The sequence below is a fragment of the Microbacterium sp. CFSPD4_SD4 genome, assembly GCF_057364585.1.
Genome location: NZ_JBNFOC010000003.1, coordinates 196789 through 210369, shown reverse-complemented (window position 1 = coordinate 210369; position 13581 = coordinate 196789). Strand labels below are relative to the sequence as shown.

11 protein-coding genes are annotated in these 13581 nt (G+C 71.7%); 4 read left to right on the top strand and 7 right to left on the bottom strand.

Features of this window, described 5'->3' with window-relative positions; translation table 11 throughout:
- Positions 1–15 precede the first annotated feature (15 nt).
- Genes AC2W7E_RS07335 through AC2W7E_RS07320 form a run of 4 tightly spaced genes read right to left on the bottom strand, consistent with a single transcriptional unit; the run spans position 16 to position 3402 of the window.
- Positions 16–1167, bottom strand: a complete 1152-nt coding sequence (locus AC2W7E_RS07335; RefSeq protein ID WP_085603787.1) for an AMP-binding protein — start codon at positions 1165–1167, stop codon at positions 16–18.
- 15 nt (positions 1168–1182) lie between these two features.
- Positions 1183–2103, bottom strand: a complete 921-nt coding sequence (locus tag AC2W7E_RS07330; protein WP_085603789.1) for a 1,4-dihydroxy-2-naphthoyl-CoA synthase — start codon at positions 2101–2103, stop codon at positions 1183–1185.
- Positions 2104–2108: 5 nt separating this feature from the next.
- A complete protein-coding gene (locus AC2W7E_RS07325; RefSeq protein ID WP_485988833.1) occupies positions 2109–3068 on the bottom strand; it encodes a permease prefix domain 1-containing protein in 960 nt (319 codons plus the stop codon).
- 1 nt (position 3069) lies between these two features.
- Positions 3070–3402: a PadR family transcriptional regulator gene (locus AC2W7E_RS07320; protein ID WP_029989612.1), complete on the bottom strand. Its 333-nt coding sequence runs from the start codon at positions 3400–3402 to the stop codon at positions 3070–3072.
- Between the two features lie 90 nt (positions 3403–3492).
- Here AC2W7E_RS07320 and AC2W7E_RS07315 point away from each other — a divergent pair, with 90 nt between their 5' ends.
- Complete coding sequence (locus tag AC2W7E_RS07315) at positions 3493–4479, top strand: o-succinylbenzoate synthase (protein ID WP_485988832.1); 987 nt, start codon at positions 3493–3495, stop codon at positions 4477–4479.
- Here the strand turns inward: AC2W7E_RS07315 and AC2W7E_RS07310 are convergent.
- The gene (locus tag AC2W7E_RS07310) at positions 4476–5102 is read right to left on the bottom strand and encodes a TetR/AcrR family transcriptional regulator (protein ID WP_025104438.1); all 627 of its coding nucleotides are present in this window, start codon (positions 5100–5102) and stop codon (positions 4476–4478) included. The two genes, AC2W7E_RS07315 and AC2W7E_RS07310, sit on opposite strands and share 4 nt — an antisense overlap.
- 129 nt (positions 5103–5231) lie before the next feature.
- Here AC2W7E_RS07310 and AC2W7E_RS07305 point away from each other — a divergent pair, with 129 nt between their 5' ends.
- From AC2W7E_RS07305 to AC2W7E_RS07295, 3 genes are all read left to right on the top strand, one after another.
- Positions 5232–8018, top strand: coding sequence for an MMPL family transporter (locus AC2W7E_RS07305; protein WP_485988831.1), 2787 nt, complete (start codon positions 5232–5234; stop codon positions 8016–8018).
- Positions 8015–9982: a YhgE/Pip domain-containing protein gene (locus tag AC2W7E_RS07300; protein WP_485988830.1), complete on the top strand. Its 1968-nt coding sequence runs from the start codon at positions 8015–8017 to the stop codon at positions 9980–9982. The genes AC2W7E_RS07305 and AC2W7E_RS07300 overlap by 4 nt, the downstream gene beginning before the upstream one ends.
- A gap of 125 nt (positions 9983–10107) precedes the next feature.
- Positions 10108–10698 carry a 2'-5' RNA ligase family protein gene (locus AC2W7E_RS07295; protein WP_485988829.1) on the top strand — a complete coding sequence of 197 codons (591 nt, stop codon included), beginning with the start codon at positions 10108–10110 and terminating at the stop codon, positions 10696–10698.
- Between the two features lie 106 nt (positions 10699–10804).
- Here AC2W7E_RS07295 and ccsB read toward each other — a convergent pair whose 3' ends face one another.
- Together ccsB and resB are read right to left on the bottom strand one after the other, a co-directional pair.
- Complete coding sequence (gene ccsB / locus AC2W7E_RS07290) at positions 10805–11785, bottom strand: c-type cytochrome biogenesis protein CcsB (RefSeq protein WP_025104442.1); 981 nt, start codon at positions 11783–11785, stop codon at positions 10805–10807.
- Between the two features lie 9 nt (positions 11786–11794).
- Complete coding sequence (resB, locus tag AC2W7E_RS07285) at positions 11795–13576, bottom strand: cytochrome c biogenesis protein ResB (protein ID WP_338565457.1); 1782 nt, start codon at positions 13574–13576, stop codon at positions 11795–11797.
- Positions 13577–13581: the final 5 nt, after the last annotated feature.

Sequence of the window (13581 nt, the reverse complement as noted above, 5' to 3'; positions counted from 1 at the left end):
GGGTGGGTCGACGGGCTAGAGCGCGGAGACCATCCGGCGGATCGCCTCGCGGTCGGGCTTGCCGGAGGAGAGGACGTCGAGTTCGTCCACGAGGATCAGGCGGGACGGACGCGCGTGCGCGCCGATCTCGCCGGCCACCGCTTCCCTGGCCTGGGCGAGCTGCTCGGACTCGCTGCGCCGCAGGGCCTCGCCGCGCGCCGCGACGATGACCGAGGCCTCCCCCCAGCGCTCGTCGTCGACAGCCACGACCACGGCCTGATGCAGCCCGGGCACGGCGCGGACGATGCGCTCCACCCGGTCGAGCGAGATGTTGATGCCGCCCGACACGATCACGTTGTCCGCGCGACCGTGCACGCGCACCACGCCGTCCTCGAGGAGCCCGAGGTCGCCCGTCCGGTACCAGCGGATGCCGTGCTCGTCCCGCGCGAAGGTGCGCGCGGTCAGCGCCGGGTCGCCCAGATAGCCCTCCGCGAGCATGGGGCCGGCGATCCGCAGCTCGCCGTCGACCGCCCGGACGTTCACGGTGTCGAGCGGGACGCCGTCGTACACGCAGCCGCCGCTGGTCTCCGTCGAGCCGTAGGTCCGCACGAGACGGACCCCGAGGTCGGCCGCCCGCTCCCGCAGCGGCTCCGGGAGCGCCTGACCCCCGACGAGGATGGCCTCATAGGCCTGCAGCGCCGCGAGCACACCCGGCTCGGCGCTCGCGTCGAGCAGCGTCGCGATCTGCGCCGGGACGAGGGAGGTGTACAGGGCCGGGAGGACGCCCGCGGTCGTGGCGTGGCGCATGCTCCGCGTGGCCTCGGCGAACGCCCGCGGTGTGAACCGTCCCTCGATCCGGGTCGGCTCCGTGCCCGCGAGGATCGAGCGCACCATCACCTGCAGCCCCGCGACGTAGCCGGCCGGCAGGGCGAGCAGCCAGCGACCGCTGCCGATCCGGGCGGCGGTCGCCTCCGCACTCGCCCGCAGGGCCTCGCCGCTCAGCGCCACCCGCTTCGGGACGCCGCTGGATCCGGAGGTCGCGATCACTGCGGCGATGCCGTCGTCCACCTCCGCCGGAGCGTCGGCGAGCATGCCGAAGCCGAGAGCCGGTCCCTCGTCGAGAGCTCGGAGCAGCGCCTCCCGCAGGAGCACGGTGTCTTCCGCGTCGGTCGGGATGAGGGCGTTCACGATCGTCTCTCCGGCTCAGTAGTGCCAGGGGAAGGACGACCAATCGGGGGCGCGCTTCTCGAGGAACGAATCCCGCCCCTCCACGGCCTCGTCCGTGCCGTACGCGAGGCGGGTGGCCTCGCCCGCGAACACCTGCTGCCCGACGAGCCCGTCGTCGACGGCGTTGAAGGCGAACTTGAGCATCCGGATCGCCGTCGGCGACTTCGTCAGCACGGTGCGCGCCATCTTCAGCGCCTCGCGCTCGAGTTCGGCGTGCGGCACCACGCGGTTCACGGCCCCCGCCTCGTAGGCCCGCTGCGCCGAGTACTCCTCGGCGAGGAAGAACACCTCCCGCGCGAACTTCTGTCCCGTCTGCCGGGCCATGTAGGCGGAGCCGTATCCCGCGTCGAAGCTGCCGACGTCGGCATCCGTCTGCTTGAAGCGCGCGTGCTCGGCCGACGCGATTGTCAGGTCGCACACCACGTGCAGCGAGTGCCCGCCACCCGCCGCCCACCCGGGGACCACGGCGATGACGACCTTCGGCATGAACCGGATGAGCCGCTGCACCTCGAGGATGTGCAGACGCCCGACAGCCGCCGCGGACGCTCCGCTGACGACGGCGGTCTCGGCGTCCGAGTATTTGTACCCGTCGCGGCCGCGGATGCGCTGATCACCGCCGGAGCAGAACGCCCAGCCGCCGTCCTTCGCGCTCGGTCCGTTTCCGGTCAGCAGCACCGCCCCGATCCGCGCGTCCTGTCGCGCGATGTCGAGCGCCCGGTAGAGCTCGTCCACCGTGTGCGGGCGGAAGGCGTTGCGCACCTCGGGTCGGTGGAAGGCGATGCGGGCGACCCCGCCGTCGCGGCTCACGTGCGCCGTGATGTCGGTGTAGTGCTCGGCGCCGGGCGCCAGCTCCCACTCGGCGGGATCGAACAGGTCGGAGACGAAGGCATCGGTCACGGTCTTCAGCCTATTCCCCGGGCACGCGCCGTCTTCATCCACCCGTCGACGATGTCCCAGGCCGGGAAGGCCACGAGGCCGACGCCGGTGATCACCGTGAGCACGCGCATCGTGTCGGCATCCACCCCGTTGTCCGTGAACACGAACTCCAGGAAGGCCGGGTTGAGGAGCTCGCCCTGCAGGAGCAGGGTGAGGGCCCACACGGCGAAGGCGACGGCGAGGACGGTGTTCACGACGGCCGCGGCGACGGTCCACCGCCGACGCGCGTACACGGCGACGGCCAGGACGGCCTCCGCGATCATGAGCGCGAGGAGGATGCCGATGCCCACCGGCCAGAGCGCGGGCGCCAGGATCGGGATGGGGTCGCCGCCGGTCGGGAAGAATCCGAGCGTCGCGTCCCACACGATCGCGCCGATGCCGGCGAGGAGGAACACGAGCGAGGCGATCACGTCGGCGCGGGCGGCCCCGTGCTCCGTCGGCTCCGGAAGCTGGTCCACGTTCCATCGCACGCCGGTGTCGGCGCCGGTGCGCTCCAGCACGACGAAGACGAGCGTGACCCAGAAGCACAGGTGCACGATCACCGACAGCGTGACCGAGACGACCGCGCCGATGACCTCCCCGGGGCCGCCGCCGGTGATCAGCTGCCCGATCGCGACGCCCACCGCGGCGAACGGCGGCACGATGAACAGGAGCAGCTTCAGCAGCCGCCACCAGGTGAGGTAGTACCGAGGGCCGATGAGGTGCAGCGGGCGGTCGGCGTATCCGGCGGCGAGGATGCCCGGGTCGCCGAGATCGGTGAGGACGGCGCGCTCCGCCTCCTCCGGGCTCTCGCCCTGTTTCCGCCGCGCGTCGACGGCATCGGCGATGGCGGCTTCGAGTTCGGCGCGGACCTCGTCCTGCGTATCCGGCGCGAGGCTGCGGATCGTGGCGCTGATGTAGCGCTCGGTGAGGGTGCTCGCGGTCATGTCAGTTCTCCTCGGGGGTGAGGGAGGCGATCGCGGTGGTGAGCGCGCGCCATTCGTCGGTGAGGGTGTCGGCCAGCCGGGTCCCGGCCTCCGAGGTGCGGTAGAACTTGCGGGGCCGGGCCTCGTCGGTGTTCCACTCGCTCGTCAGGTACTCCTGCTTCTCCAGACGGCGGAGCAGCGGATAGAGCGTGTTCGCGTCGGTGGCGAACCCGCGGCTCTCGAGTTGCTCGAGCAGCGCATACCCGTACTCCGGCGTGCGCAGCAGCTGCAGGCAGGCGAGCACCACGGTGCCGCGGCGCAGTTCCTGCAGATGCGTGTCGAGTGTCTCGTTCATGTCGATCACAGTAGTGTGCGTCACACACCATTGTCAACGGCACATATACGCGCGACATCCTGTCGAGGGGTCGTGGCGCACAATGGGGTCATGATCCCCGCCGTCACGGAGCTCCTCGATTCCGCCCGCGTCGTCGCCCTGCCGATGCAAACCCGCTTCCGCGGCGTCGACACCCGGGAGGCCCTGCTGTTCGAGGGGCCGGAGGGCTGGGCGGAGTTCTCCCCGTTCGTCGAGTACGACGATGCCGAGGCCGCGACCTGGCTCGCCGCCGCGATCGACTACGCCTACGCGCCGCAGCCCGCGCCGCTGCGGGAACGGGTCGGCGTCAACGCCACCGTGCCCGCCGTCGACGCCGCCCGCGTGCCCGAGGTCCTCGCGCGGTTCTCCGGGTGCCGGACCGCGAAGGTCAAGGTCGCCGAGCCGGGACAGGTGCTGGCGGACGACGTCGCCCGGGTCCAGGCGGTCCGCGAGGTGCTCGGGCCGGAGGGTCGCATCCGGATCGACGCGAACGGCCTCTGGAACGTCGACGAGGCCGAGCACGCCGTGCACGCCCTCGGCGCCTTCGACCTGGAGTACGTCGAGCAGCCGTGCGCGTCGGTGCCCGAGCTCGTCGAGCTGCGCCGGCGCATCGCCTACATGGGGATCCCGGTCGCCGCGGACGAGAGCATCCGGAAGTCCGGCGACCCCCTCGCCGTCGCACGCGCCGGCGCGGCGGACATCGTCGTCATCAAGGCCCAGCCGCTGGGCGGCCTGACCCACGCCCTGCAGATCGTCACCGCGGCCGGCCTCCCCGCGGTCGTCTCCAGTGCCCTGGACACCGCGATCGGCCTGTCGCAGGGGGCCGCACTGGCCGCCGCGCTCCCCACCCTCGACTACGACTGCGGTCTGGGCACGGCCTCCCTGTTCCAGGACGACGTCGCCGACCTCCGCCCCGTGGACGGAGAGATCCCGGTGGGGCGCCTGTCCCCCGACCCGGCAGCGCTCACCCGTCTCGCCGCCGCGGACGAGCGTCGGGAGTGGTGGCTGGCCCGACTGGCCCGCTGCCACCACGAGCTGCTCGCAGCCCGTAGCGCCTAGGACTCGACGAGGAGCTCCACGAGCCGCCCGAGCTCCTCGCCGCCGGAGTGCCGCAGGGCCGCGTCGTCCCGACCGGCCATGGCACCGCGGACCGTCATGCCCTCCCAGAGGATCATGAGCATGCGCGCCGCATCGGTCGCGGGCAGCCGGAGACGCAGCGTGCCCGCCGCCTCCACGATGTCCTCCACGATGCGCGCGATGCTCGCCACCATCTCGCGCTCCTGGGCGAGGTAGGCCTCGCCGAACTGCGGGTCGCGCAGGGCGCGGATGCGGATCTCGCTCATCAGCATCACACCCAGGCGGTCGTCGCTGCCGAGCTCCATGATCTGCTGGACGAGATCCTTCGGGTCGCAGTCGTCGGCGAGCTCACCGTCCGCCCGCATCTGCTCCACGCGAGTCCGCACGGCTGCCACCCTCGCGTCGGCGACCCCGGCCGCGAGGGTCAGGAACAGCTCGTCCTTCGAGTCGAAGTTCGAGTAGAACGCCCCGCGCGTGAAGCCGGCGCGCTCGCAGACCGCCTCGACCGAGGCACCGTCCAGGCCGACCTCGGCGAACACCTGCGCGGCGGCCTCCAGCAGACGCGCCTTCGTGTTCTCCCGGCTGCGGGTGGCGGGTGACGACATCGGAACCTCCTGGCCTTCCCTCTCGACGATTCACACCCGGTGCACAGACTCCGGATGGCGGATGACCTTACGATACATCTATGTATCGGATACACCTGTGTATCCACCCGGCACCCCACGGAGATTCGCGTGTCCACACTCCTCTCGTCCCTCGGACGCTGGTCCTTCCGCCACCCATGGCGCGTCCTCGTCTCCTGGCTCCTCGCCCTCGGCATCGCCGGAGCTGGAGCCGTGGTCCTCGGTGCCGGCACCGACAACACGTTCTCCATCCCCGGGACCGAGTCCCAGGCCGGCCTCGAGCAGCTCTCCCGCTCCTTCCCCCAGGTGAGCGGCACGAACGCCCAGTTCATCGTCGTGGCCGCGGACGGCGACGAGATCACCGATGACGCGTACCGCGAGCCGATCGAGGACGCCGTGTCGGAGCTCGGCGACCTCGACGAGGTCCTCGCCGCCACCTCGCCGTACGACGAGATGGTCAACGGCATGATCAACGACGACGACACGGCGGCAATCGTGCGCCTGCAATTCGACGGCGAGTCCACCGACGTCTCCGAGGAGACGAAGGACGCCCTGCGCTCCACCGTCGACGAGCTCGCGGCAGAGCTCCCCGACGGTGCGCAGGCCTCTCTCGGCGGCGACCTCTTCGCGATCTCGATCCCCGGCGTCACGCTCACCGAGGCCGTGGGCCTGCTCATCGCGCTCCTCGTGCTCATCGTCACGTTCCGCTCGTTCGTCGTCGCCGGACTCCCCCTGCTCACCGCCATCCTCGGCGTCGGCATCTCCATGGCCGGGATCTTCACGGCGACCGCCTTCGCGACCGTCTCCTCCACCACGCCGCTGCTCGCCCTGATGCTCGGGCTCGCGGTCGGGATCGACTATGCGCTCTTCATCGTCGCGCGCCACCAGGACCAGGTCCGGGACGGCGTTGAACCTGAGGAGTCGGCCGCCCGCGCGGTCGGCACGGCCGGATCGGCGGTCGTCTTCGCCGGCGTCACCGTGCTCATCGCACTGATCGGCCTGGGCTTCGCGGGCATCCCGTTCCTCACCACCATGGGCGTCGCGGCGTCCGTCGCCGTCGCGGTCGCCGTGGCGATCGCGGTGACCCTGACCCCTGCGCTGCTCGGATTCCTCAAGGGCCGCGTGGCCGGACGGCCGAAGCGCGCGAAGGCCCCGAAGAAGGCGGCCGCGAAGGACGCCGTCACGAAGCCCCGCGGCAGCCGTCGATGGGTGGAGGGCGTGACGAAGCACCCCGTCCTCGTCTCCCTCGCGGTCGTCCTCGGACTCGGCATCGTCGCCGTCCCCGCCCTCAGCCTCGACCTCGCCCTGCCGAACGCCGGCGTCTTGCCGAAGGACTCCGAGGCGCGACAGAACTACGACCTCGTCGGCGAGCAGTTCGGCCCTGGCTTCAACGGCCCCCTCATCCTCACCGGCACCATCGTCACCTCCACCGACCCCCTCGGTCTCATGGAAGACCTCGGAGACGCGGTGGCCGAGGTTCCCGGCGTGAAGGAGGTCGCCCTCGCGACGCCGAACGAGACCGCCGACACCGGCATCGTCCAGATCATCCCGGAGACGGCTCCCGACGACCCCGCGACGGCCGACCTCGTGCGCGAGCTCCGCGGCCACCACGACGAGTGGCTGGACGAGTTCGGCATCGACCTCAAGGTCACCGGTTTCACCGCCGTCGGCATCGACATCTCGGATCAGCTCGGGGCGGCCCTGCTGCCCTTCGGGATCTTCGTTATCGGTCTCTCGCTGATCCTGCTCACCATCGTGTTCCGCTCCCTCTGGGTGCCGATCACCGCCGCGGCCGGCTACCTGCTGTCGATCGTCGCCGCCTTCGGCGTCGTCGGGGCGGTCTTCGAGTGGGGCTGGTTCGCCGACCTCCTGCACGTCGCGAAGGTCGGACCGATCATCAGCTTCATGCCGATCATCCTCATGGGCGTGCTTTTCGGCCTCGCGATGGACTACCAGGTGTTCCTCGTGTCGCGGATGCGCGAGGACTTCGTGCACGATCCCGACCTCCGCCAGGGTGCGGGAGTTGTGAACCGCGCCACCCGACGGGCCGCGGCGCTGCGCGCGGTACGGAGCGGGTTCACCGGGTCGGCGAAGGTCGTCACGGCGGCCGGTCTCATCATGTTCGCGGTGTTCGTCGCCTTCGTGCCGGAGGGCGACTCCTCCCTCAAGCCCATCGCCCTCGGGCTCGCCGCCGGCATCGCCTTCGACGCCTTCCTCGTGCGCATGACGCTGATCCCGGCGCTCATGGCGATCCTCGGCGAGCGCGCCTGGGAGATCCCGTCCTGGCTCGAGCGGATCCTCCCCCGCGTGGACATCGAGGGCGAGGCGGTGGAACGCGAACGGCACCTCGAGGCGTGGCCGGGCGACGGGTCGCTCGTCGCGGCCGATGACCTGGAGCTCGGTGCCGGCCCCTCGGCGACGGAGGGACTGTCGCTGCGGCTCGCGCCCGGCGCAGCCCTCATCGCGAGTGGCGGGGATGCCGGGACGCTACGGGCCCTCGCTCTCACCGTCGGCGCCCGCATCGCCCCGGCCGACGGACGCATCCGCGTCGCCGGACACCTGCTCCCCGGTCGCGCGGCCTGGGTCCGTTCCCACGTGGGCTGCGTGCTCGCGGGAGACGACGCCCCGGTGCTCGCCGACCTCCGCGAAGCCCTCCGCGGTCGTTCCGAGCTCGTGGTGATCGACGGCGCGGACCGGCTCCGCGGCGGCGAGCGCGACCAGGTCGCCGCGATGCTGCGCGATGCGAGGTCGCGCCGAGAGCTCGCCGTCTTCGCCACCGCCGTCGATCCCGACGCGGCCCGTTCCCTCCTCACGGACGCCGGATGGCCGTCCGCCGACGTACTCGACACGCGCGCGCCCCGCCCGAGCGCCGCAGAAACCACCGAGGTGCCCGCATGACCCTCCCCCTCGAGCGCGCCCGCTCACGTAAGCCCATCACCTGGCTCACGATCCTCGGCGTCCTGCTGCTGCCCGCCGCGATCGGCGGCATCCTCATGGCGGCGCTCTACAACCCGACCGAGCGCCTCGACTCCATGACCGCGGCGATCGTGAACCTCGACGAACCCGTCGAGATCGACGGCCAGACCGCGCCTCTCGGGCGGCAGCTCGCGTCCGGGCTCGTCGAGGGCTCGGACGATCTCGACTCGAACCTCACGTGGGTCATCTCCAACGAGGAGGACGCCGCCGACGGGCTCGCCGACGGCACCTACCAGGCCGTCATCACGATCCCCGAGGACTTCTCGGCCGCGGCGACCTCCGCGGGTCAGGCGGTCGCGGACGGCGGCGGGGACGCGGAGCAGGCGACGATCCAGGTGACGACGCCCGACGACGGCCTCGTGGCGGACGACCTCATCACCGGGCAGATCGCCGACGTGGCGGCCTCGACGCTCGGCACCACGCTGTCCGAGGCCACAACGGAGAACATCCTCGTCGGCTTCACCACCATCGGGGACCAGATCGGCGACGCGGCGGATGGGGCCCTGGAGCTGGCGAAGGGGGCCCGTGACGCGGCGACCGGCGCTGCGGCCCTCCCGGAGGGTGCGACGCAGCTCGCCGCGGGTGCCGGAGAGCTGGGTACCGGGGCCTCGACCCTCGCGTCCGGCCTCGACACGATCGCGGGGCAGACGCGGCAGGCGGCGACCGGCGCCGGCACCATCGGGGCGGGACTCACCTCCGGCGCGACCGAGCTCCAGGGCCGGGTCGCCGACGTGCAGCAGCTCACGGGCGGGATCCAGTCGGCGGCCGCGGCCGCCGGATCCGCTGCGGGCGAGTCCGCCGCGGTCGCGCAGGGTCTCGGGACGATGGCGGCCACGGCGTGCGCCGCCGATCCGAGCTCGGCGGAGTGTGAGCAGCTCTCCGCGCTCGCGGAGCAGGCGGTGGCGGCTGCGACCTCGGCCGGGACCGCCTCCGGCATCCTCAACGACAAGCAGGTGGCCACGGGTGTGGCCGCGCTTCCCGGATCCTTCTCCACCCTGGCCACTCAGCTCGGCGAGGCGGGTGCCGGGGCGACCGAGCTCGCCGGCGGGCTCAACCGCCTCGCGAGCGAGGGCGTGGATCAGTCCGCGGCGGGAGCGCGGGCACTGTCGACCGGCGCGACGCAGCTCGCCGACGGCGCGACCCAGCTCGCCGACGGCAGCACGGAGCTCGCCACCGGTCTCGAGACCCTCGCCACCGGCACCGGCGATCTCGCGGGCGGACTGCGCACCGCGGCGGACTCCCTCCCGTCCTTCAGCGACGAGGAGTCGACGTCGCTGGCATCGGTGATCGCCGACCCCGTGGCGACCGACTCCTCGATGGGCTCGCTCTTCGGCCCCACCGCGATCCCGCTGCTCACCGCGGTGGTGCTGTGGTTCGGCGGTCTCGCGTCCTTCCTCGTCCTCCGCGCCCACACAGCGCGCACGCTCACCTCGCGGCGCTCCTCCGCCTCCCTCACCCTCCGCGCGTTCTGGCCGGCCGCGGCGATCGGCGCGGCACAGGGTCTGCTCGTCTCGCTGATCGTGCAGATCGTGGCCGATTACGACGTCGCGGAGTGGTGGGCGTTCGCGGGAACCGCCGTCCTCGCCGGGGTGGTGTTCGCCGCGGTGAACCAGGCCCTCGTGGCGGTGTTCGGCGGCATCGGACGCTGGATCGCCGCACTGATCGGTGTCATCGCCGTGGCGACGGGACTCATCTCGACCGTGCCTGACTGGCTCGCGAGCATCGGGGCCGCCCTCCCGACCGCACCGGCCTTCGCCGGACTCGTAGAGGCGAGCGGGGCCGCCGTCGCCGCCCTCGTCGTCTGGGGCGTGCTCTCGCTCGTCGCCACGACGGTGGTCGTCGCGGTCCGCCGCACGACCACGGCCCGCGCCGTCGTCACCGCCTGACCCCCGGGCACAGCTGCGGAGATCACGCACGACACGCCGCCGGGCACCCCGCTCCAGCGGCGTGTCGTGTGGCGATCTCCGAAACAGTGCCCGGACGCGACGACGGTACCCCGTACCCTCGTGCCATGCGCCGACCGTTCATGGACACTCCGGACCAGCTCGCGACTCTCGAAGGACAGCAGTATCTCGTGCTCCGGCCGACCGGGGCCGTCGCCGCGGAATACCGGGCCATCCAGGAGGCCGCGCTCGGTCGTCTGGACACGCCGCTCCGGCATCCGCACACGGAGCACGTGACCCTTCGCGGCTTCTTCGAGCCGGAGCGTCGGCAGGAGCTGCGGGCCGTGATCCGGGCCTGGGCCGCGGAACAGGGTCCTCTCGAGCTCACCGCCGACGCCGTGGACGTCTTCCCCGCGCCGTGGCAGATCGTGATCCTGCGCCTCGCCCGCACGCCCGCCCTCGTGCACGCGTACGCCTCGCTGACGGAGGTGCTCCGGCCGACGGACTTCCGCCGCCTCGACGAGCTCTCCGTCGAGGACTGGACCTTCCACCTCTCGGTGCTCTACGGCAAGACGCTGGATGCCGAGACGTGGCAGCAGCTCGCCGCCACCGAGGTCCGTCCGCTCCTCCCCGCGCCGACGGAGGTCGTCACCGAGGTCGAGTTCGTCTGGTACGAGGGCGGCGTCGAGCACGCCGAGGTCATCCCCCTCGGCGGCTGAGCCCTGCTCCGGCGGGCACGACTTCGGAGATTGCGGACGACACGCCGTGACCGAGCCGCGCCCGTCGGCGTGTCCCTCGCGATCTCCGAAGCTGTGCTCGGCGGGCTCAGCTCAGGCCGGAGTAGGCGTGCAGGCCCTTGAAGAAGACGTTGACGATGGTGAAGTTGAAGATCACGGCGGTGAAGCCGACGATCGAGAGCCAGGCCGAGGGGTTGCCGCGCCAGCCGCGCGTCGCCCTGGCGTGGATGTACCCGGCGTAGAGCACCCAGATCACGAAGGTCCAGGTCTCCTTCACGTCGAAGCCCCAGAAGCGGCTCCACGCGTAGTACGCCCAGATGGACCCGGCGATGAGCGTGAAGGTCCAGAGGATGAAGCCGATGATCGTGAACAGGTACGCCAGGCTCTCCAGGCGCTCCGCCGGCGGGAAGGTGCGCAGGAAGCCGGGGCCGGTCTTCGCCGCCCCCTCGCCGAGCAGCCGCTCGCGTCGCGCCTGCATGAGCTGGATCACCGAGAGCGCGAAGGCGAGGGCGAAGAACGCGGTCGCGAGCGAGGCGACGAACACGTGGATGATGAGCCAGACGCTCTTCAGCGGGTCCATCAGCGGGGAGACCTCGACGTAGAAGTTCGTCGCGCCGAGGCCCAGGAGGACCACCACGAGGCCCGTGATGAAGGTGCCGAGGAAGCGCAGGTCGAGGCGTGTGAGCACCGCCAGGTAGACCGCGATGATGAGCAGCGTTCCGACCATGCCGAACTCGTACAGGTTCGCCCACGGCACCCGACCGGCCGCGATGCCGCGCGTCACAGCGGCGGCGAGGTGGAACACGAACCCGAGCACCGTGAGCGAGGTGCCGATTCGCGCCATGACGAAGCGCTGCGGCTTCGGAGCTCCGGGCGCATCGACGGGTGCGGACGCCGAGACGCCACCGGAACGACCGGCGGCCACGAGCTCGCCCTCGCGGACGGTGTGGGCGTCGGCCGTCGCCTGCGAGCGGCGCGCGAGATCGAAGGCGTAGGCCACGAAGGCCGCCGCGTAGATCGCGATCGCCGTCCACAGCAGGACGGGCGAGATCACGGTGAGCTCGAGCATGGTGTCAGTCTACTTTCCGGGTGCCGGGGCCGCAGGGTCCGCGGCGGCGTCCGCGGCATCCTCGTCGGCGTCTTCAGGGGTACGGGCGGTCGTGCCGCCCGCGGCGTCGAGCAGCCGGGCGTGGCCGGCACGGAGGTCGTCCACGGCGCGGGCGAGCGTGGGGTCTTCCCCTCGGGCCAGGGCCGCGTACTCGAGGTCGACCGCGCCGTCCGCCGCGGTGGCCTTCACCCACACGCGCCGACGCGGCACGAACAGGGCGAGCATGAGGCCACCGAGCGCCAGCAGTGCGAACCCGAGCACGAACACCCCGGACTCGTCGCGGTGGATCTGCAGGGAGGCGAAGCGCTTGACGGACTCCGAGGCGTCGGTGGCGCCCTCCGGCGACTCGTCGTCGAAGGTGACCGAGCCCAGGCCGTTCGGCAGCTGCGCGGTCTCACCCGGGGACAGCTCGATCGACTCCACGTCGGTGCTGCGTCCGGTGAGCTTGGTCATCTCGGAGGTGTCGAGCACGTAGACCGAGCGCGGCACGCCGTCGTTGATCCCGAGGTCGCCCGTGTACACGTCGAGCGTGAGCGTCGGGTTGGTGAGGTCGGGGTAGGCGGAGAAGAAGGCGCCCGTGTCGAGCACGCCGGTGGTCGGGTAGAAGAAGCCGACGAGGCCCACCTGCTCAGCCAGGCCGTCCGGCACCTTGAGCACGCCGAGCGAGGTCATGTTGTTGTCCTGCGGGAGGAACGGCGTGCTGTTGTGGAACACCACGTTGCCCTCGGGGTCGCGCACGGTGACCGTCGGGGCGTACCCGTTGCCGAGCAGGAACACGTCGTCGTCGGCCACGCCCAGCGGCTCGTTGACCTTGACGGCGCCCTCGCGCTCCTCGCCGTTCTCCTGGATGGTCATGTTCGCGGAGAAGTTCCCGGCCTGGCCGGAGCCGGGCTCGCCGAACGGCTGATACGTGACGTCGAAGGAGTCCAGCCGCATCGAGTACGGCGCGAAGGAGTCGTCGGCCACGAAGCGCCCGCGGTTCATGGAGTCGTAGTCGAGCAGCGTGTTGGCGAAGGTCTCCCCCTCGACGAGCACGCGCTGGCCCGTGTACGCGAAGCCGCCGCCGACGCCGATCGTCACGAGCACGCCGACGAGGGCGAGGTGGAAGAGCAGGTTGCCCGTCTCCCGCCAGTAGCCGCGCTCGGCCGACACCGAGTACGTGTGCCCGCGGTCGTAGCGCTCCACGCGGTAGCCGAGCGCCTTGAGCTGCTTCGTGGCGACGTCGATCGAGGCGGCGGCCTCCGCGGCGGCGTCGCCCGTGCGCGTGCCGGAGTCGGCGACGGTGTCACGGGTGACGGCGCGGTAGTCCTCCAGGCGTCGCAGCCGCGCGGGCGTGCGCGGCGGGCGGGCCTGCAGCGCCTTGGCGTGGTGCTTGATGCGCGGGATGACGCAGCCGACGAGCGAGGTGAACAGCAGCAGGTAGATCGCCGAGAACCAGGGCGACAGGTACACGTCGAAGAGCTTGAGCGCGTCGAGCACCGGGAACAGATCGGGGTTGTCGCGCTCCCACTGCGTCACGCCGTTCGGGTCGGCCATCCGCTGCGGGAAGATCGATCCGGGGATGGCCGCGATCGCCAGCACGAGCAGCAGGACGAGCGCCGTGCGCATCGAGGTGAGCTGACGCCACCCCCATCGGAGCCAGCCGACGAACCCGAGCCGCGGCTGGGTGATCGTGTCGTCGCCGTCGACGTGGTCGGACGGGCGGAGCGGATCGCTGGAGTCGGTGGTCACGGCACCCTTGTTCTTCGTCATGGTCG